We start from the raw sequence: 23869 nt of genomic DNA on the forward strand, positions 1-23869 counted from the left end.
TTCCTGCGTTACTGGCTTCGGATGTAAAGCTCCAGGAAGAGCTCCTTCGCAAATTTGAATATGTGATTCATCAGCACATAAAACAGTGTGGCGGCGACCAGCAGTGCGAGCATGGCGAACAAGGTTACCAGCATCACACGTATCGTTTGGCCGACTGAATAATCATTCATCTCCCTGAATTGAATCAGAAACAGCCAGCCGGTCCAGATCCATATACACACCCGCAAGCCTTCGTAAATCGCTTTCTCATCCAGGGATAAAATGCTGGTGAGCAGAGTGGTCAGCACGGTCCCCACTATCATCGGAATCATGGCATAAGCGGAAGCGACCGCTATCTGTTTAAGCTTCGATTCCCCGTCCATTATGGAGGTGATTGCCCATCCCGATACCATCCAGGCAAGCAGCGGGACGATAATCTTGGACGTTTCCAGCCACAGGTTGGCAAATTCGGGACGCGTTCCCGCATAATGAAACCCGGTAAAATAGATTTCAAAAAAACGGGCGGCCACAAGCATCAATATAAGGAGGATAGCCGGACTCCAACGGGGGCGGCTCTGAATCCGGGAGAAGGCCTCCGATGGGGAGAAGAGCACCATGACCGCGTGATCCCATGCCGGAACGGAGGAAGGGGCAAATTCCACCTTCCTGGCATAACGCCCCAGTCGGATGACGGCCATGTACAAGCCGGCCAAGAGCAAGCCTGAAGCAAGAACCAGCCAGCCGAATTGCTGTCTCATCAGCATGTGGCGATATTCCTGGAACGCTTTCGAATAATTCGCCTTGTCTTCGCCCAAGCGGAAGTGCTTCATCGCCTCCTGCCATTTTCCTTGCTTGAAGAGCGCCTTCCCCACCCCGCGGTGAGCCAGATTATAATTGGAATGAATCGCCAGCACCTCCTGCCACGGACTCATCGCCTCCTCATAACGGCCTTCGTGGAACAGCCGGCTTCCTTCGTGAACCAGACTTGCGAAATGGTTGGTGCGAAATACTTGAATCTCCCCCCTGCCGCGGTCGAGCACATACAGGAGTCCTTCGGAATCGACGGCAATGCTGACCGGTTCCTGGAAGAAGCCGGTTTGCGAACCGCTGCCGCCAAATACGAGGAGATTGTTGCCCTCCTGATCGTATTGATAAACCTTGCGCTGATTCGAATCGACCACGCTCAGAATCCCGCTGCGATCCACTGCTACGTCGACCAAATTGGCGGAGGTGAAGATTCCGTTCTTCCCGCTGTATTCTCCATACCGGGCGGCCGGATAAGTGTTGATGCCGACGAAGTTGAACTGCTTCAATTCGTCGGAATCGGTATTTTCAATGACCGTGTACAGACGGCCTTCCTCAGGGTCGATCGTCACGTTGCGATGATTGGGGGGCACTTTCTTCCCCAGAGCCTCCCTCTGCTCCCTGGTGGCCAATTCCCGCAGAATCCAATCCCGCAGATTAAACTTCAGCTTGTTTGGAGCCAGATAGCCTTGAAAACCGTTGGTGCCGTCAATCACCAGCAGTCCATGATAATCATTGCCGCTCTGCACGTACAGATTCCCCCCCGGATCAATGACGAACTTGACCGGGGCGAAAGGAAAATCCGGGTCGATCAGCTCCGATTCCGGAGCCACAAACTCCTCGACAAGCTCACCCTCCGGCGTCAGATGCACGATTCTGGAATTGCCCGAATCCGCAATATAGACGTCTCCATCCCGCTCCACAAATACCCCTCTTGGAGACATCAACTCCAGCCCGTCCTCCTCCGTTCCGAATACCCGCAGGATTTGGCCGAGCTTATCCATCACGACCACCCGGTTGTTATCCGTGTCCGCTATATACAGACGGTCGGCAGCATCGATGAACAGATCCTCGGGGTTCTTGAGCATCCCGTAATGATAATCTCCGATCAGCACCCTTTCCACGGAATAACCGAGAGGGGTAGGGATTTTGTATCCTTCCTTGTCGATCACATAGCTCTCGGCCGGCTCTGCAAATACCGGGAAGCTCTGAGCCACTCCAAGCACGAAGACGGCCAGCGCGATTCCGAGCCTTCGCATCCACTTGTTCACCCGATCCCTCCTCCTCCGTGTAATATTGAACACTACGCGCCAAAATTTAGACTATCCTCCACTGTAATCGTGTAACGGATCTGAAAGACCCTATTTCGACAAAATAGGCGTTTTTTTCAGACTAACGGACCCAGACGCCCTTATTTCATTGAAATCCTCATACTTTCGCCTGCATTTCTTGGAATAAGGTCATCCGATTCCGTTAAAATGACCGAAAGGCCCTTGTGGAGCGATTAAGGTCTCTGGGGTCCGTTAAAACCAAACCGCGCACATGATCTTTGGTTTTTGGTTGTATACCCTAAATCGACAGTCTACTCCGGGTCCGTTAAAGCTGCCAGAAGGCCTTTCCAGACCGATTAAGGTCTATCGTGTCCTATACGCCTCTATGACTTGATGCCGGAATGGGCCATCGTATCCATTACCTGCCGCTGCAGGATGACAAACAAAATGATCGTCGGTATCGTTGTGACGAACGCCCCGGCCGCCGCCGCCCCCATCCGTCCGACGGTTCCGTTGGACACGCCGGCCATAGCCAGCGGCAAAGTTTTCATCGCTTCACTGGTCGTATAAATCAGAGGTGTGAAGAAATCGTTCCAATTTGCTATAAAGGTAAAGATGACGACGGTTATCCACGCCGGCTTGACCATCGGCATAACTACCTTCCAGAACGAAGTCCATTCATTCGCTCCGTCCACCCTGGCCGCCTCCAGCGTAGCTTCGGGAATTTGGTCCATAAACTGCTTCATGAGAAAAAAGTTATACGGAACAGCCAGCTTCGGCAGGATGAGCGCCCAATAGCTGTCGATCAAATCCAGATTGGAGATGACGAAATAGGTCGGAATTTGCGTCACCTGGGGCGAGAACATCAGTGCAGAAATAATCAAAGCAAACAAGAAGCCGGTCCCCGGCAATTTATATTTTGATACAATGAAGGCGCCCATCGAACAGATCACGACGCTGCCCAAGACGGTGGCCACGGTGGTCAAGACGCTGTTGAACACATAGCGGGTGAAGGGCACCAGCATTCCGTCCGTAGCGATAAACAGGTCGCTGAAGTTCTTCAGCGTCGGCTTCATTACCCAAAACCGGGGCGGATACATGAACAGCTCGTCGAGCGGCTTGAAAGCTGTGGAGATGACATAAACAATCGGGGCAGAGGTCAGGACGACCAGCACCAGCATGACCAGATGCAGAACGACCCGGCCCGGCTTGACCATGCGGACTCGGCGCAGCTTACGCCACATAGGTTTGACCCATTGTCGGGTTATTGCCGTCAAAGCAGGTTCCCCCCTTCGGTTTGGACTTCGGCCCCGGCATTCTCCGAATCAGATCCGGATTAAAGAACAATCGTGATTGCCTTCTGCTTTCTCGATGAATCATGGCGTAAACGAGGCTGCCCACAGTCAGTGAAGCGTTGTGCCAATGACACTGATGATTATCTATGAAGCGTTGCGCCAACGACACTGCTGACCATCGATAGAAGCGTCGCACCAATGGCACGGCTGACCATCGATGAAGCGTTGCATGAATGGTGATGCTGACCCCTCGTAAAATCATCTCATGTTCGATCACTGATCCTTCGAAGACAGCAGCCTCATACAGATCCGCCCGAGAGTGAGCGTGAACAGAAACAGCACTACGGCGATTGCCGAGGAATAGCCCAAGTCAAAACGGATAAAGGCATAATCGTATAAATGAGCGACAATCGTATGCGCCGCATAATTCGGGCTGGGCATTCCGGTCAGCACCGTGGCGATATCGAAGACGGCGAAGGAGCTGACAATCGCGTTCACGGCTCCAAACAATAGCTGCGGCTTCATCATCGGCAGCGTAAGCAGCCGCATCTCCTGGAATTTACTGCGTATTCCGTCGATTGCCCCGGCTTCGTATATATCCGTCGGCACATTGCGCAAGCCGGCGAGGAAGACGAGGAAGCCCGCTCCCATGCTCATCCAGAGCGACACGAACATGACGACATAGAGCATCGTCTCCGGATTGCCGAGCCAGATGATCGGCCGCTCCAGCAATCCGTTATGAATAAGCAAGTTATTGATCAGGCCGTAGCGGTCGCCGGAGAAAATATAGAGCCAGACGACCGATAAAGCTACGGAGCTCGTGATCGACGGAGCATAGAAAGCAAGGGCGAAGCCGTTGCTGAACCGCAGATTATGAATGATCCAGGCGAAGAAGAAGGACAGAAAGTAGCTAAGCGGACCGGTGACGACGGCAAAAGCCAGCGTATTCTTCACCGCCGTCAGGAAAATATCGTCCTCCAGAAAAAGCAGCTCATAATTGGTGAGTCCGACCCAGCGCGCAGGCTGGAGCATATTGTAGTAGCTGAAGCTTAATCCGATGGACCACAGCACCGGGATCACAATAAAGAGAGTGAACAAGAGAACAAACGGAGCCAGCATCAAATACTGCAGCTTATGCTTGTGAAAATGGGAAAGCCTTTTCCTTTTGCCAAGCGGCATACCGGTCTCGCTGACGACTGCGGTTTTTCCCGTCACCTGACCCCTCCTTCCTGATACACCGGCCGGCCAATCAGAGTGAAGTCTGGTTCGCCGGCCTTCATCATCTGGCTCCGCTTCCTCGATGATCATCTTATCTTGGCTTGCCGAATCCGTACTCCTCCTGCTTCGCCTCCAGCTCCCGGTTGATGTCCTTGACCGCTTGCTCCAGCGATTCGCGCGGATTCATTCCCGACATGACGACCCGATTCCAGGCATTGGTCAAATGCCTGTTCGTAAAATAGCCGCCAAGGACGACCGGTGGCTCCTTGAACCACTTCCATTGCTCCTGGAAGGTCATCAGGTCCTCCTTCGGCCACGGAAGCTCCTGGAAGGCCTCGACATTGGCGCTGTTCCATCTCGCCTCCACGCCCAGCAGCGACTCCAGCTCTAGTCCGAATCTCTGCTGCGTCTCCTTGCTCATCCACCATTTCAGAAACTGCCAGGCTTCGTTCGGATGCTCCGACTGCCGGAAGATGACGGTTGCCTTCAACGCTCCCCCCGCCGAACGGTCCACCGTGCCGTCAAGCTGCTTCTTGCCGGGGGCCGGAGCGATTCCCCAGCGCCCCGCCAATTCCGGAGCCGCAGTAGATAGAAGCACATAGTGCTGGTACCCGGCCAATCCGATCGGCATCTCTCCGGAACGCATCCGGTTGAAGAAATCGGCCTGGATCGGAATCCGGTAATTCGTATACAAATCCGTCCATTCCTTGAAGGCGCGATAAGCTTCCGGGGAGGCCAAGCCGGATTCCGTTCCTTCCTCATTGTAGAATTGGCCTCCGTGCTGATATAGGAACGGATCGATGACCGGCGGAACGAACGCGTTCATCCCGTTTCGCTGAAGAACGGGCAGAATTTGATACAAATCATCCCATGTATCGGGAATGCCCAGATGCAGCTCGGCCAAAATATCCTTACGATAGACCAGAATGTTGAAATCCTGGGTTTCCGGCAAGGCGTAATCCCCGCCGTTGTAGCGAAACGGAACTAACGCACCGGGCAAAAACCATTGCGAAACCTCTTCATAATCCGCAAACTGGTTCAGATTGACGACGGCATCCCGGATGGCGAACTCGACCGGAAGCAGCCCATCTACACTGACCGCCACATCCGGCGCTTTGCCGGAGCTTGCGGCCAGCAGCAGGGTGTTCACTCCCCCTACAGCCAGTTGGCCCGCCGGAATCGTATTCATATTGACGGCGATCCCGGTCTCCGGGGTGAAGGTTTCGTCTGCCAAATCTTTAAGCAGCTCCGCCCATTCCCGGCCGTTCCCCACCCATACATCGATGACGACGGCATCCTTGCCGTCCTCTCCCAGGGCTGGCGTGTCTCCCACACTGTTGTAATCTTTGCTGAAGGAATTCAGGAAGTTCTGGAACGTGGCATACGAACGCTGGAAGATGTTGGACATCGCCTTCGGCCATGTCGTATCGGGCGATGCCACGATCAGGTAATCCAGCACCAGCGGAGCTTCCTTCAGACTCAGCAGCCAATTGCCGAGCTGTGCCTGGCTGTTCGTCATATCCTCCAGTTGGGCGGGAATGCTGTCCGGATTTCGGATCATCCGCGTGAATTGATCCTCTATCATCTTCAGGCTCTGCACCACCGCCGGATTCTTCCCGGAGAGGCGCTGTATTTCGCCGATCTGGAAACGAAGCTGCTCCGTAATCGCGGACAAATCGTCCAGCAGATTCGGAATCCGCCGATCCAGATCATAGCGGTAATTGAGATCAGGCTTCGTCCCCGTCACCATAATGATCTTGCGATTAAGATCGGAAATTTGCCGGATCGTCTCCATCAGCGACTGCAGCACTTCCCGATACGGGCCCAATTGCACCGTCATCCGGATGGTGTGCTCGCCTTCCTCCAGATAGAACAAGTAATCCTCTTCCCCGTCCCCGAGAGTATCAATCCTCCAATGCTTGTCGTAAGGGAAAGCAAATTCCTCCAGCTCCCGAAAAGGAACGCGGCCGTCCACTTCGATTTTCCGGTAGCCGGGCAAACCGTCCCCCCACCATTGGCCGGCCTTGATGCCAACCTTGTACAGCCCCGATTGGGGAACCGCGAAGGTCCAGGCGATCGACTGCCCGCCCTTGCGCCAACGGTAGTCTCCGATGACATTCAAGCGGATATTTCCTTCCGCAGCCGGCTCCGTTATCGGATCGGAATTCGTTTCCCTGCGGATGGTCGGATCGGTTTTGTAATCCGCCTGCTCCGCCTGAATTTTTACAGCCGTATCCTCCGCTTCTTTATAGCCTTTCTGCGAATACTGCTGCTTCACCTCGGCATAGGTCGGCACAATCTCCGGAGGAACAAGCGATATCCGCGACAATGCGACAGGCTCCCGAATCATCTCCATTCGGAGGGTATGCGTCCCCTTCTCCAGATAAAAGCGGAAAGGCTCCGCATGCTTGCCTTCATTATCCGTCAAGCGGACCGTTTCCCAGTGCGGAGCCTCCACCTGCCGCGGCCGGACATCGTCTCCCTTGCGGTTCCTGACCGGCTCCGCGGCGTCCTTCCAGAATCGATAGAAGGACAGCCGCTGGGCTTCGTTGAAAGGGAACTGGCCATCTATTTTCAAGGCCCGATCAATGGAAGACCTTTTCCCTTCTATGGGGAAATAATCCACCTCTATTTGATAAAACCCGCTCTCCTTAATCTCCGCCGTCCACTCGATCCATTCCGTCCCTTCATTCCAGATCAAGATAGGCTCCGTGCGCCCGCCTATTCCCGTCTGGATAAGCGGGGCCGCCTGCGGATCATCGCCGAATCCGCTGTACTGGCTCGCAGGAATATCGATCCTCTCCCCGGCGGCATCCGTCTTTCCTTCCTCCTGCTGCTTGCGGACGGCATGGGCATAAACGGGCAATTGGTCTTCGGAATATGAGGTAAATTCAATGGGCTTAAGCTGTAGAGCATCCTTATATTTATCCGCCAGCTTCTGCGATGCACCCAGGTCTTGGGACGGCATGGCGGATAACAGCAGCGCCAGGCTGACGGTAACCACCCATGATGACCGGCGGCGAAGAACGGATGTGCGATTACCGCCCGGAGGCATGCGATTATTTTTCATAGCTCGGATGCGGCCTCCCGTTATTTCGCATACTTCTCGAGGACCGGCTTCATTTTATCCGCAATTTGCTTGCCGGCCACCTCCGGTGTCAGCTTGCCGTCCAGCACCTCGGTATAGGCAACGCCGATTTCATTCCGGTATTGCGGGGTATAGGGCATGGACGGGAAGCTGAACAGATTTGGATTTTTGGAAGCCTCCAGATATTCCTTGAAGCCGGGAACCCCTTCGAAGACGTCTTGGTCGATCGCCTTGAGCACCGGAGGCAGATTGCCGATGCCGGCATTGAATTCGGCTGTATTTTCCGGCTCCAGGAACCAGCGGATGAATTCCCAGGCTTCGTCCGGATGCTTGGCGCCTTTGGGAATATAGAACGTGCTGGTACTAACGGAGGCGGAGCCTTTTTTGTCCGGATGCTTCTCATCGTATGGCAGTGGAGCGATCCCATAGTTGAAATTCGGTGGAGCAAACCGCTTGATAAAGCTCGGCACCCATTCTCCCGCAACCATCATCGCGTATTTGCCCGTGAAGAATGGATCGTCCGCCGTATTCACCGCTCCCAACGAATTGAAGAAAGGACTCAGCTTCTCGCTGCCTCCCGCCTTTTTCCATAAATTCGCGTTGTACTTCATCGCCGCCAGAAAGCCGGGGTCCTGCGGAGTGATCTCCTGTTTCTCTTCGTCATAAAATTTCCCGCCGAACAAATAAGTAAAATCATAGATCGGCAGGTTCGGATTAAAGGCGAGCCGCTTGATTTCCCCTCCCGCTTCAATTTTGTTCAGCTTATCGAAATATTCGGCCAACTGCTGAACCGTCTCCGGCGGCTGATCGTAGCCTGCCTCGGCGAGAATGTCTTTATTGTAAAGAAGCATCGAAATATGCATGGCCACGGGCAGCGCGTAGGTGACTCCCTCATATTGGTTCTGCTCCAGAGCCCCGGTGACGAAATCCGCCGCAGTTATTCCGCTTTTCTTCATATAATCGTCGAGCGGCGTCATCGCTCCGTCCACACCGTAAGGAACGCTGTTGTTACCAAACTGCGAAGCCACATCCGGAGGGCTCCCTGCCGTAATGGCCGTAAGCTGCTTACTATAGTCGGCTTCCAGTGTCCCTTTGACGATAATACGGTCCTGGCTGGCGTTGAATTTATCAATCAGGCTCTTGATCACCTGCTCCTCCGGGCCTCCCCATCCATACCAGAAGCTGATCTCGACCTTATCCTTTCCCTTGTCTCCATCGTCCTTCTCCTGAACTTGCCCCGTGGGCCCGGGATCCGGTTTGCCGCCGGAGGTGCAGCCCGCCAGCAGCGATACCGCCAGCAGAGCGGTTCCTACGGATGCCATCGACTTGTATCTCATTGCCATTCCTCCCCCGCCATTTTTTCATTTAACTACTGTGTGAGTCCTTCGCTATTTTTCCATCCGAACGGATGTATACAAGCGCTTTCAAAGTAACGGACTAGTCTTATTTTCCTTTGCCCGTGAACGTTTTTACCATTTGACTTGCGCCTCTGAGATTTCGCTTCGCTGCGTGCCCATCGTTTTTAGGACGGTCCCCCCTTTATGTAACCGTTCTCCATCCTTCGGAAGGCTTCATGTCTAGGCTGCTCCGGTTTTCTTCACTCATTATACGGTAAGGCTAACAAGGGACATTGAAAATTTGTTCACAGAATTTGTGATTTTCTCCAAATTATTTATGACGATTTTACTGATCCGATCGGACATGAAGACCCGTTGATGAGGCGCCGCGCCACAGGCGTCTTAATGGATTTTGTCCAACTTGCTCCTCCAGGGCGAAAGATGGAAAATAAACAAAAAACCGCCATAACGGCGGTTTCTCTTTCATTCGAACACTTTTCTTACGGTCTCTCGGCCAAAACCTTGCTCAGTGCGCTTTGGTTAAAGCCAACGATTTTCTCTGCTCCGACCACGGTAACCGGAACGGCACGTATGCCGGCATTCAACAGATCCTCGGCGTATTTTTCATCCTTGTCGACATTACGCTCCTCAAAGTCCACTCCCTGTTCGTTTAGAAAATGCTTCACGCGTGTGCAAGCAGGACAATAAGTGCTGGTATAAACGATGACTTTATGAACGGACATCCGAATCCTCTCCTTAATAATAAAGTAGCAACGGTTATACAATTAAACGGTTTCCAGCTCTAATGCTTCGAGATAACGTTCGCAGTCCAGCGCCGCCATACAGCCTGTTCCGGCTGCACTGATCGCCTGCCGATAGCGCTTGTCTTGTACGTCTCCGCAGGCGAACACCCCCGGAATGTTAGTCTCGGTCGTTCCCGGGTTCACGATCAGATAACCTTGCTCATCCGTAGTCAACTGCCCATCGAGGAATCGTGTATTTGGCGTATGACCGATCGCCACGAAAATTCCGTTCGCTTCGATCATTTCTTCCTGGCCGGTCTCATTGTTCCTCACCTTAAGACCGGTCACTCCCTGTTCTCCCGCCGCCACTTCCAACGGGGTGCGGTTCAGTGCCCACGTAATCTTGGCGTTGCCGCGTGCCCGATCCTGCATAATTTTGGAGGCACGAAGCTCGTTGCGCCTGTGGACTACAAAGACTTCGGAAGCAAATCGGGTCAGGAAGCCGGCTTCCTCCATCGCCGAATCTCCTCCGCCCACGACAATGATCTTCTTGTTGCGGAAGAAGAAGCCGTCGCAGGTGGCACAGGTGCTGACGCCGCGGCCGACGTTCTCCTTCTCGCCGGGGATGCCCAAATATTTGGCCGAAGCCCCGGTCGATACGATGACGGTCTCCGCTTGAATCTCTCCGATTCCTTCTACCAATAGCGTGAACGGCCGCTTGGACAAATCGGCCCGGTTTACCCAACCCGTACAAAACTCGGCGCCGAAGCGTTCCGCCTGCTTGCGCATATTGTCCATTAATTGCGGGCCCATAATCCCGTCCGGAAATCCGGGGAAATTCTCGACATCGGTAGTTGTTGTCAATTGCCCCCCGGGTTCCGGTCCTTCAATGACCAGAGGATTCAGGTTGGCCCGCGCCAGATAGATGGCTGCGGTCAAGCCTGCAGGCCCCGTTCCGATGATGACGGATTTATATAACATGCAATCAGCCCCTTCTGTAATAATTATTCTTAATTGAAAATAATTTTAACTAAATTATAGCACGGCCGGGATCCCCCATCATGAAGGTTTGATGAAGAAATATAATGTCGGCAGCTTTTTATACCATTAGAAAGTTGTTGGAACAAAAAAACCTCCATGAATGATCATGAAGGGTTGGTTTAGATTGGAATCAATCGGCAATCCGATAGCCGATTCCTCTGACTGTGGCGATGTACTTTGATTTTCTGGGATCGTCGCCCAATTTGCGCCGCAGGCTCTTGATATGAACATCGATGGAGTTGCTTCCGCCGAAATAGCTGTCCCCCCAGACGAAGGACATCAGCTCGTCCCGGGACATCACTCCTCCATTGAGAAGCAAGCCTTTAAGAAGATCGAATTCGGTTTTGGTCAGGTCCACTTTGGTGCCGCATTGGCGTAAGGTGATTTTTTTCAGGTCCATCACAAGATCCTTGTAGCGTAATAAATCGCCTCCGCTCTGCTGTCCTTCCGAAGAATCGCTGCGGACGACAAGCTTCTCGATCTTCTCCACCGCTTGTTCTATCGGGCATGGCCATACCAATACGTGACTGTGCGGACAGTCCGCTTCCTCCTCTTTGCACAAGAAGAGAATTCGGCGGTCTGACGTAGTGTTAATATCTATGGGACTGGATAAAATGCCCTTGGTCCGGTCGATAATCATAAGATCGCTATCCATCGTATGCAGAACCGGATCATCCTCATGATGAAAGACCAGGACATCGAAACAGCGAATCGTCAGCGCAACAAATAGAGACCGTACGGAAGCGGGAAACGGGCTCACAATGACAATTCTCCGCGTAGTCTCGCAGATCGGGCCTGTCTCTGAATTCAGGTCAACGGCGACAGGAACTTCACTTCCGGCACCGCTGTTTTCAAATCGTTGCATCCGCACTCACTCCTTTGTCCAAAAGTCATGTCAAACGCTAAACGTCGCATGATTTAATATCCATCATAAAAAATTTCTTCTTCAGCTGTCAATCGAGACCTGTACCCTACTCATTATGCAGGTGGGTTATGCCGGAATGCATGATTACAGCGGCAGCCGGCCGATATTTTTCAATTCCTCTGCATTTAAATGATCGGCTTTGCCGTCCAGAAGAAGCTTCACATCCTCCAGTGTTTCGTGTACGGAGCACCATTGACCCGGTCTCTGTGTAAATGGCTCGGCCGTATAAAACGGTTGGGATAGAAAAGCCTCCAGTCTTTCACCCCGATGATACAGGATACGATCGGCTTCGCCAAGCTTGTCGGCTCCCTGGATTTGCAGCATAGGCCTCAGCTCCCGGTACCGGCGGAGCACCTTTCTTGCCCGCTGTTGAACCGCTAAATGGGCGGATTCGAGCTGTGCTCCTTCCAGAATGATGGACGTGGACAGTATGGGGTCGATCGCCGGATACAATTGTCTTGTGGGGAGCTCCATATCGAACCGGATCAAGGTGTCCAATGGCCCGTAAGGCGCTTCGACATTCACCGCTTCTCCCCAATCGAAGCAAGGATGACCAGCGTACGTACCTCTGCACGGCCTACGGGAATTTTGCCCGTACACAGGTTCGATACTGTGGCGGGCCTTAGACCGGCCGCTTTCGCGGCTACCGTCAAATTGGGTACACGACGGCGAAGAAGCGGAACATTCAACTGTAAATCTTCCATCCGGTTTCTCCTCTATTCATCAGAAATTTCCATTAAAAATTGTTTAATCCGATTCCATGATTCCAAGGATGCGATGTAATTGTTGAACGGTGTTCCTCCATTCATGGACAGTTGTGTGGTCGGAATGTACGGATAGCGGACCAAGTGGCCGGTATCTTCGTAATGGAGATGCTCGAACTTGTGGGAGAAGCCCTTCGCCTTGAGCCTGGCCGCAATTCTTTCGCCATGAAGCTCCGCCGGCCACCAATGATCGTCCGTAGAGGTAATGATCAGGATAGGGCCGGCGATTTTTTCCACGGGAATGGTCACTTCCTCCAGCCTGTCGCATTGCTCGAATGCTGCTTTATGAATATGGTCAATTCGTTTGTACGTTTTGAAGCAATTTAACGCTTCCTCACACTGCTCATTCGTCCATTCTACATAAGGCAGCGCCTTCCCTTGGTACGACCAGGATGAATACCGCCTGTACGAATGATCGGCCCCCGGTTCAATATGTCCTATGCAGGCGGTAGAACTCGGACTGGAAGCAATAACGCAGCCGATTTCGGGAAAGACCGTGCCCAGGATAAGAGATAACTCCGCGCCCTTCGACCGCCCGAATACCGCATTACGGTCCGGCCGAACCTCCTGCCGGTGCCGCAGCCATTCAATCGCCTGATAGAAATATTCCAGAGGGATTTCCTGCAGGTGTTCCTGCAGATGCTCGAAGCGGAAATAGGCCAGGGCCAATGAAGGAAAACCATAGGAAGCAAACAGGGCGGCATAGTTCATAGAGGAAGCTAATCCCCCTTCTCCTCCTCCAAGCACAAGCACCCCCTGTGCCGGTGGCTGATCCGGTAAATAAAAGTACTTTCCAACCAGACCGTGTTCCTTCACATCTTGTACAAGCACTTTCGAGCTTACATACTCCCTCTGAAGGTTGGCTTTCGCCACCCGCCCCTTTGCCGACTCAGCCGATAACATAATCCCGGAGGCTGCCGGCACGAAAGTTAGCTGATCCAGCTTGCGAGTCATCGAATAGCGGACATGACTGACCTTCATCGACCAAAACAAGCCCATTGGATCGACCCCGCTATATGTACCTGCTACAGGGGCTTGCTGATCCAGATGTACTTCCCCGTTAACCCCGGCTATAAACGTTGCGAAGGATTCTGCTTCATAGACCGCCCCGGGCATTTCAGTCATGGCGGCGCGAAGAGTGACCTGCTCGCCAGGCTCTAAACCTGTCATGCGTATGCTTACCTTCTGATCGACTAACGCTGTATCCGGTTCAACAATTAACTCCATGCCAACACCTCCATTTTATTTACTTTATATAGTAACATTAATTACTTTATAGAGTAATTATCAATGGAGTCACTTATTTTCATGGCTAACGGAACAGGGAGACTCTATTTCGTCAAATCAGGCGGTTATTTTAGACTAACGGAAACAGTTGCGCTTATTGCATAGATTTCTCCTATTTTCACGTGTTTTTCTTGAGATAAGGTCATCTGGATCCGTTAAAATATCCGAAAGGCCCTTTTGGAGCGATTAAGGTCTCTGGGATCCGTTATAACCGAACCGTTCAGGTTTTCCACGCTAAATTTACCGAAAGGCCCTTCTAAAGCGATTAAGGTCTCTGTCTGGGGCGGAACGGCCGTGGAGCTCATATTACTTCTATATTCCATCCATTGGGAAGGATTCCGCACCATCTCTCCATTCTTGAGGCATCTATTACCCTTCTATTGAGAAAAGTTCCGGCAACTAAATCAGGTCCACTTAAAATGGACATCATTGACAGAAAATAGTTTCCATGATAAGTTAACACTGTTAAGTTAACGGTGTTAACCAACATTTTGGGCAGGGAGGAATAAGAATGAGACGCGGAAGGGAACCGCAGGAAGTCCGGAAGGAAATTATGGATGCTGCTCGGCATTTGTTCCTGGACCAAGGATATAACCATGTTTCCATGAGAAATATTGCGGGTCGCATCGGTTATTCTCCAACGACGATATACATTTATTTCAAGAACAAGGAGGAAATCCTGTACTGTCTGTTGGAGGAAGGTTACAGCATATTCTATAACGAGTTAAAGACCGCTTTCGACAATAACTTGGAAGCATCGCTCGAAACCAGGCTCCATACCCTATGTGAGGCTTATATCTGTTTCGGGTTGAACCAGCCGGATTATTACAGGCTGATCTTTACGGATAATCTGGAAACCAATGTCACCTGGCTTATAAGAAGCGATCGTTATAACGGTTTCCTGCTTCTGGTTAAGGTGGTCGAGGCTTTGCTGCAGGAGAACTACTTCGCCTCTCCCCTTCCCGATTCGAAGCAGTCTGCTGCGTTAATCAGCCAAACCCTGTGGGCGCATCTGCATGGTTTGACTTCGCTGCTATTATCCTTCCCGCAATTTGATTGGGTGAAGCGAGAGCAGCTGGTCTTCTTCCATATTGATGCCTTCATCCAAGGCTTGAAGACCCGCCCGGTATAGGCTGGTCCGAGAACGATCCGGTCCGGCAAGGAAGAATAACCACGATCATGGGAAAAAGGGAGTAGACTCCAATAAAATGAAAATAGGCGGGAGTGTTGCATTTGAAGAAAAAGTTATGGGGAAGCATGACTATCCTGGCCTTTTTGGTAGCGGGATATGCCGTCGTGCAATATTTTGTCATTGGTGCGGACCGTGCCGGCTTGGTGATCTCCAAATTAATGGCCCAGATTCCTTTGAATTCCTTCTGGTACGCCATGCTGGCTGTGCATATTGCCGCAAGTGCGGTCTCATTGGTAATCGGCCCTTTTACCTTGTCCGCTTCATTCAGAGAAAGGAATTTGCAGCGTCATCGTAATTTGGGGAAACTTTACATGTTGGGGATCTTGTTCGGAGGCGGCTCCGGACTATACCTGGCCTTATATGCATCGGGAGGACTGGCCGGAAAGCTGGGCTTCGGCACCTTATCCGTTCTATGGTTGATTTCCGCGTACCGGGCACTTCATCAGATCAAGCACCGGAAGGTACTCAGCCATCAGAAGTGGATGATAAGAAATTATTCTTTAACTTTCGCAGCGGTCACCTTGAGGATATGGCTGCCTCTATTCGTTTTGATTTTGGGTCCGGAACGTTTCGATCTTAGCTATTCTATTATCTCTTGGCTCGCCTGGGTGCCTAATCTCCTCCTTGCGGAAATCTTTGTTCGGCGGAAGCCGCTTTTACCTGCCCGATCATCATTCCCTAAATAAGCAGACCCATATGAAAAAAAGAAAAACAAGGGCGTCTGGCTGAACAGACGCCCTTTACAAGTATAAGGTTCATGACCGCTTCACTAAGAGCCGTACGAACCGTACACTTCATTATCTGCTTCGGCGGAAGGCCGAAAAATACAAAACAGCCCCTAACGCAATAATGACCGCGAAAGAAAAGAAAAGATTGCTGTATGAATGGGCGGAAGACGCGGTGATTATCGGTTCAGAGGGATCTCCAGCACTCCGTCAGCCAACATTTTCCCGACAAGGGCCATCCCTGCCGCCTCCGACAAGAAGCTGACCAGATTCAGCATTCCCATCCCGACACCGGCCTCCTGTTCGGTCAGCGTCTGTGAAACGCCGGTCGCCAGCGACGTCTTGAGGAACGAAAAGCCGACGTATGCAGCAACCAGCACCGCTGACAGCAGCCAGGGCGCGGCACCCGCTAATATCGACAGCAATAACAGGCTGGATATATACAAGGCCAGGCCGATATAGTAGACCCGGGAATACCCTTTGCGATCGACCAGGGTGCCCCCGTATACACCGAAGAAAACCAGGCTGATGGCCCCCGGGAACATAACCCAGCCTATCGCGCCTGCCGTCATTAGATGCACTTGGCTGAGCATCTGCGGGACCATGAACAATAAACCGGCCATAGTACCAAACAGAGCTATGGCGGACAGCAAGCCCCTCACCCATCTTCCATTTGTCAACATGGAGAGCTCGATAAAGGGTTCTTCAACCCGGCGGATGTGAACGGCGAACCCGCCGTACAGAATCAGGCTGATCACGAGATAAGGCCAGCGGGAATCCGTCAAATACAAAATCAATAAGGCGGTTGCTGCAACAAACAGCACAGCGCCGATGAAGTCCGCTTTCCCCCCGCGGGGCTGCTCCTCGGGCAGTGTTTTAAGAAAGAACGGAATCGAGAGCAGGGTAAACAGCGGGATGATAAACAGAAATGACCAATGAAGCCTTTCCGAAATAAACCCGCCGATGACGGGCCCCATTCCCTCGCTTAAAGCAACCGTCGATCCAACGATTCCGAACATTTTGCCCCGGTCGCGGGATTTGAAATAACGGGTGATCATGATCATAAGCAGCGTCGGAATGGCCGAGCCGCCAATTCCTTGAAGGATGCGGGCTGCAATGACCGCAGGATAATAACGGTGCGCGAGAAAACCGAGCAGCGAACCCCCGCCATAAATCAACAATCCGATCATCACCATCTTCTTAAGGCTGTACATATCGGAAAGCTTGCCGTATACGATGGATCCCGTCCCGAAAATAATCATAAAGCTGGTCAGCACCAGACTCACTTCGGAAGGCTTCAGCGCAAGCTCCGCAGCGATGCTTGGCGTCGAAACGACAAAGACGGTTTCATTCAACACAGCGAAAAAAAGCACGAAAATAATCCACGGAACGGTTTTCCTTAAATCAAGCGAGACCGGCTGCAGCGCGTTTGCTTCCTCCGAATCCCGCATACGTCCTTCCAATGTTTGTAAATCCTTCTTCAAAACATGATGCCCCTTCCCTTAAAGTCCGGCGCTTGTGCCCCGGGCTTCCAGATTGCAGGGAATCACGCAGTTTACAGGGCCTCTATGCGTTAATCCCTCTAATTTGTGCCCTATTTCCATTCATTTTCCTCATTATGTAACGCCTCCTAATCTATTATTTTTCCAAGATACTACTTCATTTCTACTTTGACAAGGGAAACAATTGGTCTAACGATTGTTTCCGGCATTTCTCCCTGTATTATTCTCTTTCCTGCACCGTTCCGAATAGAAGAGCTCCGCTAATGCTAATAATAAGCAAAAGTATGGTAAAAGACGGGAGATATATATGAGCTACAGACGGAAATCATTGAAATCCATCCTACGGTTTCGGCGAAGCATACCTCCGGTCATCCATCATTCGGAACTGGAGCCGCTGCCTGACTTCACGCCAAATTTAAACTATAACTTGTTCCATATGAAAGATACGTTCGCGGATTGTTCCGATATTGTCTTTCACTCCTTTCGCATCGGCGGACAAACCGAGGCCGTGCTGATTTATATCGACGGGCTGACCGATACGGAATTGCTGGATCAGCAGGTGCTGACTCCGTTGAAGGAAAGCAGCGTTTGTGATCAGGATATGGAGGACATCCTCCGCCACATTGCCGTCTCTTCGAAGAAAAGTGTCCAATCATTGACCGATGCCGCCGAAGAAATCACAGCAGGCAACTCTGTCTTGATTATCGATCAATTAACCAAGGGACTTTCCTTCGGACTGACAAAATGGGAGAAGCGGTCCATCGAAGAACCAAGTGCGGAATCCGTCGTCAGAGGGCCCCGGGAAGGATTCGTGGAATCGATTCGCGACAATACGGCCATGCTTCGGAGGAAAATTAAATCTCCCCATCTCAAAATGAAGACGTGGAATATCGGTCATTATTCGCAAACCCGGGTCATTGTTGCTTATATGGAAGGGATTGCAGACCCTGTGTTGATCGAAGAAATAGCCAATCGTCTGCAGCGGATCGATATAGACGCTATTCTGGACAGCGAGTACATCGAGGAAATGATTGAAGATCATCCGTATTCTCCCTTTCCCCAGTTTCTCAAGACCGAACGGCCCGACGTAGCCGGCGCCAATTTAATGGAAGGGAGAGTCGTTATTCTGGTAGATGGAACACCTATGTCCCTAGTCGCCCCGGTAACGTTCTTCTCGCTGCTTCAATCTCCCGAAGATTACTATCAGAGATATTGGATTTCGACCGCCATTCGCTGGCTCCGGTATCTGTTTCTTCTCGTCGCATTGCTCGGTCCTTCCTTTTATGTGGCTATTGTTTCGTTCCATCAGGAGATGATCCCGACGACACTTGTACTGACGATGCCACTTCAAGGGCGCAGGTTCCTTTTCCCGCTCTGGTGGAGGCCATTCTGATGGAAATAACCTTCGAAGCCCTGCGCGAAGCGAGTGCCAGATTGCCTAAACAAGTAGGGGCTGCCGTAAGCATCGTCGGCGGTTTGGTCATCGGCCAGGCGGCGATTCAAGCCGGATTAGTGTCTTCGCCTATGGTTATCGTAGTTGCTATTACGGGAATTGCCAGCTTCCTGATCCCGGACTATTCAACGGGGGCGTCTGTCCGATTGCTCCGTTTTCCCATTATCGCCCTGTCCGGTTTTCTCGGGCTGTTCGGGTTGCTGCTGGGAGTTATCCTGCTGTTAATCCACCTGCTCTCCCTGCGCTCCCTGGGTGTTCCCTACCTGGAGCCTCTCGCTCCGTTAAAAACGAAGCAGTTAGGAGACGTTCTTGTCAAATCTCCGATATGGGAGAATCAAGTCCGTCCGCATCTGACAGGAAAGTGGAATAAATATCGGCAAGGAACCGATCAACAGCCCGATCCTTCCACCGGGGATGAGCAAGCATGAAGAAGAATTGGAGAATGCCGATCATCTTCATCCTGCTGGCCTCCATTTTATTGCTGCCCGGCTGCTGGAACCGGACGGAGCTCAATGATTTGGCCATCATTACCGCAACCGCACTGGATTTGACAGAAGATAAGCAGCTTCTGCTGTCGGTCCTGCTCTTTGTTGCCAAAATCTCCTCTGGCGGCGAGCAGGGGGCACAGGGAAGTGAAAATGAAGAGACGATTGTCGTATCAGCCAAGGGGAAAACGATAGCGGAAGCTACGGCGAAGCTGCAGGAGGTGCTGCCTCGTCAGGTATTCTGGGGCCATAATAAAATTTACATATTCAGCCGCAAAGTTGCGAAGGAAGGAATTCTCGACCACATCGATTTCCTGCTCAGGCACCCTGGACCGCGCGAACGCGCCAAGCTTTTCGTAAGTCAAGATGAAGCCAGAGAAATTCTCAAGCTCCCGAGCTCTCTGGAAGGTGACATTTCGGAAGTTCTTAAGGAACTGGCGAAGGAGGAGACGGGTCTGAACGTCACGCTAAAGAATTTCCAGGAGATGCTCACTCATCCGGCGGAAGCCGCCATTCTACCGGTCATTGAAATTTACAATCTGAATGAAAATAAACGAGGTCCGATTTTATACGGCGCTGCTGTTTTCCAAAACGGAGCAATGACCGGAGTGATTGACCGAAAGGCGACCCGGGGAGTGATGTGGCTGAGGGAAGAAATCAAGACAGCGACTGTCAGCATTTCCATGGAGGGGGTTGAGGGATCCGTTGCCTTTTTTCTCAAAAAAAACAGGACAAGGCTGATCCCCCATATCGAAGGGGACAAGTGGAACATTACGGTGAAGATCGATACCGAAGATGATATTGTGCAAAATACAACTCCTCTCAACGTCGTTGGGCCGTCCATGATGGCCAAAAACGCCGAGAAAGATTTATGGCTGTCGGCCATTTGGGGATCGACAAGCGGATTTCTGACCGTTTATTTAGCGTGGAAATTGCATCGGCTGTTTCCGAACCAAACTATTGTCCAGCAGCTGGAGCAGGTTTTCGGGCGCTGGTTCGGCAAGCTTTTGGCAGGCATATTTCTGTTCTTCATAATGCATGCCAGCGGATTGATTATAAGGGAATATGGGGAGTTCATCGTCGGCACTCTCTTAACCCGGACTCCGATCAATGTTGTTATGGGGTGCATCGTCTTCGTCAGCGCGTTCGCCGTGCATGGGGGCATCGAATTGCTGGGGCGCTTCTCTACCATTGTTGCCCCTGTTTTTGTGCTTCTCATTTTGGTTTTGTTCTTGATGCTGCTTCCGGATTACCGTGTGGACAATATGCTGCCGGTTATGGAAAACGGTATAATTCCGTCACTCAAAGGCTCTATTATTTCGCACGCCTGGTTTATGGAATTTTTACTTATTACGTTTCTCTTTCCGTATGTCCATGACCAGTCGAAGACTCTGCGCCGGGGGATGCTCGCAGTGCTGGGCATGCTGATCACGATGATCGTTACCGGATTTACCAGCCTGCTGTTATTGGGCAACAATACGGCTACGTTCAATTTCCCTGTATTTATAGCCTCAAGATACATAAGTCTCGCCGATTTCCTCGAGCACGTGGAATCGATTGTCATGGTTCTGTGGATGCTTGGGGGATTTGTACAAATTTCCATGTGGTAATATGCTCTCGTTCTGGGCACCACCCAATGTCTGAAGCTGACTGATTATCGTCCGATCGTCTTTCCGTTCAGCTTTATTTTGATTGCGTTCAGCATTTGGGCGACTCCTAATTTCCAGAAAATGGTGGTCCATTTCTTCACGACCGCTTCCGTCTTTTCGTTCATCATTCTGATCGCACTCCCCCTTCTTCTGTTGCTGGCGGCTTTCATTAGGCGAAGAATGACCGGAGAGGAAGGAAGAATGGAACCCGATCCATAACTACATATAAGTATCCCGATACCATACGCCCAACACGAACAAAATCTGAAACAGGCATAGAAGCGCGAAAAAGCAGCACAGCGGACAGGACGATTAGCCCCAGAGCTTTAATCGTTTTCTTAATGCCTTGATGCATATGAAACTCAGCCCTCCTCCGACCTTGGTCCGGGTTGCATCCCGTCCCTGGTCCAACCGGGGTTCCGACAGAGGACGGTTTTCTTATGCCTGTTCTTTTGACTATAATGGAAATAGTAACATCATTAAGCAACAAAACCAATAAAGCTCAAGGACAGGTGGATTCATGCTGGAGTGGTTGGAACCCATTTATCAATATCTTGCACAGTTGGACAAGAATCAGATCCAGGAAATGCTGTATCGCTACTCCTCACTCGGACCGCTCCCCGGAATTGCCCTGCCGGCGGCGGAGGCTCTCCTGCCGTTCTTGCCCCTATTTATTATCGTTGCAGGCAATGCATCCGCCTATGGATTGTGGTTAGGCTTCCTGTATTCCTGGATCGGAACGGTGCTCGGGGCTTTCCTAGTCTTTATAGCAGCCCGCCGGTTCGGAGGACGCTTCAGCCGATACGTGTCGAACAAATATCCGAAGGCGGACCGCTTCTTCTCCTGGATTGAACGAAAGGGCTTCACCCCGTTATTTCTGATGTACTGCTTTCCGTTCACTCCCTCTTTCTTCGTCAATCTGGCGGCAGGAATCAGCACCGTCCCCGTAAGGATTTATTTAGCCTCCGTTATGCTCGGCAAAGGCGTGATGGTGTTTATGATCTCCTTCGTAGGGCATGACTGGCAGGGCTTCTTCGCCTATCCTTGGCGGATAGTGTTCGTCATCGCCGGCCTTATAATTCTTTGGTACCTGGGGAAGAGAATCGAAAAACGCTACCAATCCTGAGCCTCCGCTGAGGCGATTGGGGCGAATGGGGCCATTCGAGGCGAAATAAGCGCATTGCTACTTCTATTTCGCCTCGTTTGGGCCTATAAAGCGAAACAAGTGCACTTTTGCTTCTATTCCGCCTCGTCTGAGCCGTTTGAAGCAAAATAAGTGCACTTCTACTTCTATTTCGCCCCCACTGAACCTGATCGGGGCCGCGAGCGGTCCCCTTTCTACAGCCCCTTGTCGTCAACGCTGTCCAGCCAATTTTCGATGTCTCCGATAACGGACTCCACACAGCCGACTTCAAAAGGTGACACGAGCCCCGCCAACTCCACGATCTCCGTAAAGGACAAGCTTCCGCCCGCTTTGCATATTTTCATATAATCCTGCCAAGCCGATTCCCTGTCTGTAGTCATCCGCTGCCAGAACTGAAGAGCGCAAATTTGGGCCAAAGTATAATCGATATAGTAAAAGGGCGCTTGATAAATATGCGACTGTTTCTGCCAGAAGCCGCCGCGCTCCAAATAATCGTTGCCCGAATAGTCGCGATGCGGCAAGTATTTGCGCTCGATGTCCCGCCATGCGCGCTTGCGTTCGTCCGGTGTCGCCTCCGGATTCCCGTACACGAAATGCTGAAATTCATCCACGGCTACGCCATAAGGAATGAAGAGCAAGGCCCCCTCCAGGTGCGCAAATTTATACTTTTCCGTTTCCTCGCGGAAAAACAGCTCCATCCAGGGCCATGTGATAAATTCCATACTCATGGAATGAATTTCGGCCGCTTCAAAGGTTGGAAACCGGTATTCCGGCATGTCCAAATCCCGGCTCTCATACGCCTGGAAGGCATGGCCCGCCTCATGCGTCAGGACGCCGATATCATCCGATGTGCCGTTAAAATTGGCAAAAATAAACGGCATCTTGTAATCGTTCAGGAAGGTACAGTACCCGCCGCTCTGCTTGCCTTTGCGGCTGAGCAGATCCATCAGCCCGCTATCCACCATCCGGGTGAAGAACTCATCGGTCTCCGGCGACAGCTCTGCATACATCCTCGCCCCGTTCTCCAGAATCCAATCCGCATCTCCCTGGGGTGCAGGATTGCCCGACTTGAAGCTGAAATCTTCATCGTAATAACGCAGCCGCTCGACGCCGATCCGCTCGCGCTGTCTCTCCTTAAGCTTCGTCGCGACCGGAACGATATGCTCCAACACTTGATTACGGAAGACGGCTACCATCTCTTCGTTATAATCCGTGCGGAGCATCCGCGCATAACCCAGCTCAATGAAGCCGGCAAACCCAAGCTTCTTCGCAATTTTCGTACGCACCTGCACCAAATCGTCGAAAATCCGGTCCAGCTCCCGCTCGTTCTCCGCCAGAAATTGATACTTGGCCTCGGAAGCGCGCCGTCTCATATCCCGGTCGGTCGACATGGCGAACGGCGCCAACTGCGCCAGTGTCCGCTCCTCCCCCTCGAACGGAATCTTCGCGGAAGCGATGAGCACTCCATATTCCGTAGCAAGCTTGTTCTCCCGCTGCAAATCTTCAATGACCGAAGGATGGAAGGTCTTAAGCGACAGCTCCGCAATCCGGAACAACTGTTTTCCGTATTTGTGCTCCAGCTCTTCCCTGAATGCCGAGTGGACCAGAGCCCGGTAATATTCAGTCACATGCTCGTCCATAATCGGTCCGACTTCATCCATGTAATCCTGCTCCGCTTTGTAGAAAGCGTCGTCGGTATCGATGGAATGGCGGATGGCCGCGATCTCCTTCAATGTCTCAAACTCGTTGCGAAGCTTGACGATGGCCGTCATCGCCCGGTCTTGCTCTGTGAAGCTCTTCGCAGCATTCATTTCTCCGAGCAGTTCCTTGAAGCGTTGTTCCATCTGCTCTAAATCCGGCCGACGGTAAACCAGCTCGCTGAATTTCATTTCCCTTCATCCTTTCTATAAGAGATTCCTTTAACTATCTTACTGCCCTCGTAAGGTTTTTACAACATTTTCCATACG

At 51.7% G+C, this 23869-nt stretch carries 17 protein-coding genes and 2 pseudogenes; 5 read left to right on the forward strand and 14 right to left on the reverse strand.

Annotated elements, in window-relative coordinates:
• Positions 1–8: 8 nt before the first annotated feature.
• From ACTHRH_RS05200 to ACTHRH_RS05245, 10 genes and pseudogenes are all read right to left on the reverse strand, one after another.
• Entirely contained in the window at positions 9–2054 is a 2046-nt protein-coding gene (locus ACTHRH_RS05200; RefSeq protein WP_379287671.1) for a YIP1 family protein, read from the reverse strand.
• A gap of 383 nt (positions 2055–2437) precedes the next feature.
• Positions 2438–3331: a carbohydrate ABC transporter permease gene (locus ACTHRH_RS05205; RefSeq protein ID WP_222126733.1), complete on the reverse strand. Its 894-nt coding sequence runs from the start codon at positions 3329–3331 to the stop codon at positions 2438–2440.
• A gap of 291 nt (positions 3332–3622) precedes the next feature.
• Positions 3623–4564, reverse strand: coding sequence for a carbohydrate ABC transporter permease (locus ACTHRH_RS05210; RefSeq protein ID WP_260982184.1), 942 nt, complete (start codon positions 4562–4564; stop codon positions 3623–3625).
• 94 nt (positions 4565–4658) lie between these two features.
• The gene (locus tag ACTHRH_RS05215) at positions 4659–7637 is read right to left on the reverse strand and encodes an extracellular solute-binding protein (protein ID WP_440414424.1); all 2979 of its coding nucleotides are present in this window, start codon (positions 7635–7637) and stop codon (positions 4659–4661) included.
• A 20-nt stretch (positions 7638–7657) separates the two neighbouring features.
• Positions 7658–8992: an ABC transporter substrate-binding protein gene (locus ACTHRH_RS05220; RefSeq protein WP_186328452.1), complete on the reverse strand. Its 1335-nt coding sequence runs from the start codon at positions 8990–8992 to the stop codon at positions 7658–7660.
• Between the two features lie 500 nt (positions 8993–9492).
• Complete coding sequence (locus tag ACTHRH_RS05225) at positions 9493–9735, reverse strand: glutaredoxin family protein (RefSeq protein ID WP_144940219.1); 243 nt, start codon at positions 9733–9735, stop codon at positions 9493–9495.
• A 42-nt stretch (positions 9736–9777) separates the two neighbouring features.
• Complete coding sequence (gene trxB / locus ACTHRH_RS05230; RefSeq protein WP_379287678.1) at positions 9778–10716, reverse strand: thioredoxin-disulfide reductase; 939 nt, start codon at positions 10714–10716, stop codon at positions 9778–9780.
• 190 nt (positions 10717–10906) lie between these two features.
• Positions 10907–11641, reverse strand: coding sequence for a winged helix-turn-helix domain-containing protein (locus ACTHRH_RS05235; RefSeq protein ID WP_379287680.1), 735 nt, complete (start codon positions 11639–11641; stop codon positions 10907–10909).
• A 144-nt stretch (positions 11642–11785) separates the two neighbouring features.
• Positions 11786–12405: pseudogene (locus ACTHRH_RS05240) on the reverse strand (ATP synthase beta subunit C-terminal domain-containing protein).
• Positions 12406–12417: 12 nt separating this feature from the next.
• Entirely contained in the window at positions 12418–13692 is a 1275-nt protein-coding gene (locus tag ACTHRH_RS05245; RefSeq protein WP_440414428.1) for an acyl-CoA thioesterase/bile acid-CoA:amino acid N-acyltransferase family protein, read from the reverse strand.
• Positions 13693–14263: 571 nt separating this feature from the next.
• Between ACTHRH_RS05245 and ACTHRH_RS05250 the strand changes: the two genes are divergently transcribed.
• Together ACTHRH_RS05250 and ACTHRH_RS05255 are read left to right on the forward strand one after the other, a co-directional pair.
• Entirely contained in the window at positions 14264–14884 is a 621-nt protein-coding gene (locus ACTHRH_RS05250) for a TetR/AcrR family transcriptional regulator (protein ID WP_144941090.1), read from the forward strand.
• A 101-nt stretch (positions 14885–14985) separates the two neighbouring features.
• The gene (locus ACTHRH_RS05255; RefSeq protein WP_440414430.1) at positions 14986–15630 is read left to right on the forward strand and encodes a DUF2306 domain-containing protein; all 645 of its coding nucleotides are present in this window, start codon (positions 14986–14988) and stop codon (positions 15628–15630) included.
• A gap of 218 nt (positions 15631–15848) precedes the next feature.
• On the opposite strand, the gene ACTHRH_RS05260 is transcribed toward ACTHRH_RS05255, so the two are convergent.
• Entirely contained in the window at positions 15849–17153 is a 1305-nt protein-coding gene (locus ACTHRH_RS05260) for an MFS transporter (RefSeq protein WP_440414432.1), read from the reverse strand.
• A 454-nt stretch (positions 17154–17607) separates the two neighbouring features.
• On the opposite strand from ACTHRH_RS05260, the pseudogene ACTHRH_RS05265 reads away from it, so the two are divergent.
• Both ACTHRH_RS05265 and ACTHRH_RS05270 read left to right on the forward strand, forming a co-directional pair.
• Positions 17608–19052 (forward strand): annotated as a pseudogene (locus tag ACTHRH_RS05265) (spore germination protein).
• On the forward strand, positions 19049–20719 hold the full coding sequence (locus tag ACTHRH_RS05270; protein ID WP_440414434.1) for a Ger(x)C family spore germination protein: 1671 nt from the start codon (positions 19049–19051) through the stop codon (positions 20717–20719). The pseudogene ACTHRH_RS05265 and the gene ACTHRH_RS05270 overlap by 4 nt, the downstream one beginning before the upstream one ends.
• 44 nt (positions 20720–20763) lie before the next feature.
• On the opposite strand, the gene ACTHRH_RS05275 is transcribed toward ACTHRH_RS05270, so the two are convergent.
• Positions 20764–20886: a hypothetical protein gene (locus ACTHRH_RS05275; RefSeq protein ID WP_440414436.1), complete on the reverse strand. Its 123-nt coding sequence runs from the start codon at positions 20884–20886 to the stop codon at positions 20764–20766.
• Between the two features lie 41 nt (positions 20887–20927).
• Positions 20928–21113, reverse strand: a complete 186-nt coding sequence (locus ACTHRH_RS05280) for a hypothetical protein (RefSeq protein WP_440414438.1) — start codon at positions 21111–21113, stop codon at positions 20928–20930.
• A 165-nt stretch (positions 21114–21278) separates the two neighbouring features.
• Between ACTHRH_RS05280 and ACTHRH_RS05285 the strand changes: the two genes are divergently transcribed.
• Positions 21279–21884 carry a TVP38/TMEM64 family protein gene (locus ACTHRH_RS05285; protein WP_144941086.1) on the forward strand — a complete coding sequence of 202 codons (606 nt, stop codon included), beginning with the start codon at positions 21279–21281 and terminating at the stop codon, positions 21882–21884.
• 212 nt (positions 21885–22096) lie between these two features.
• On the opposite strand, the gene ACTHRH_RS05290 is transcribed toward ACTHRH_RS05285, so the two are convergent.
• The gene (locus tag ACTHRH_RS05290; protein ID WP_440414440.1) at positions 22097–23791 is read right to left on the reverse strand and encodes a M3 family oligoendopeptidase; all 1695 of its coding nucleotides are present in this window, start codon (positions 23789–23791) and stop codon (positions 22097–22099) included.
• Positions 23792–23869 lie beyond the last annotated feature (78 nt).

This window comes from Paenibacillus sp. SAFN-117 (assembly GCF_051966115.1).
Classification (GTDB): domain Bacteria; phylum Bacillota; class Bacilli; order Paenibacillales; family NBRC-103111; genus Paenibacillus_L; species Paenibacillus_L residui.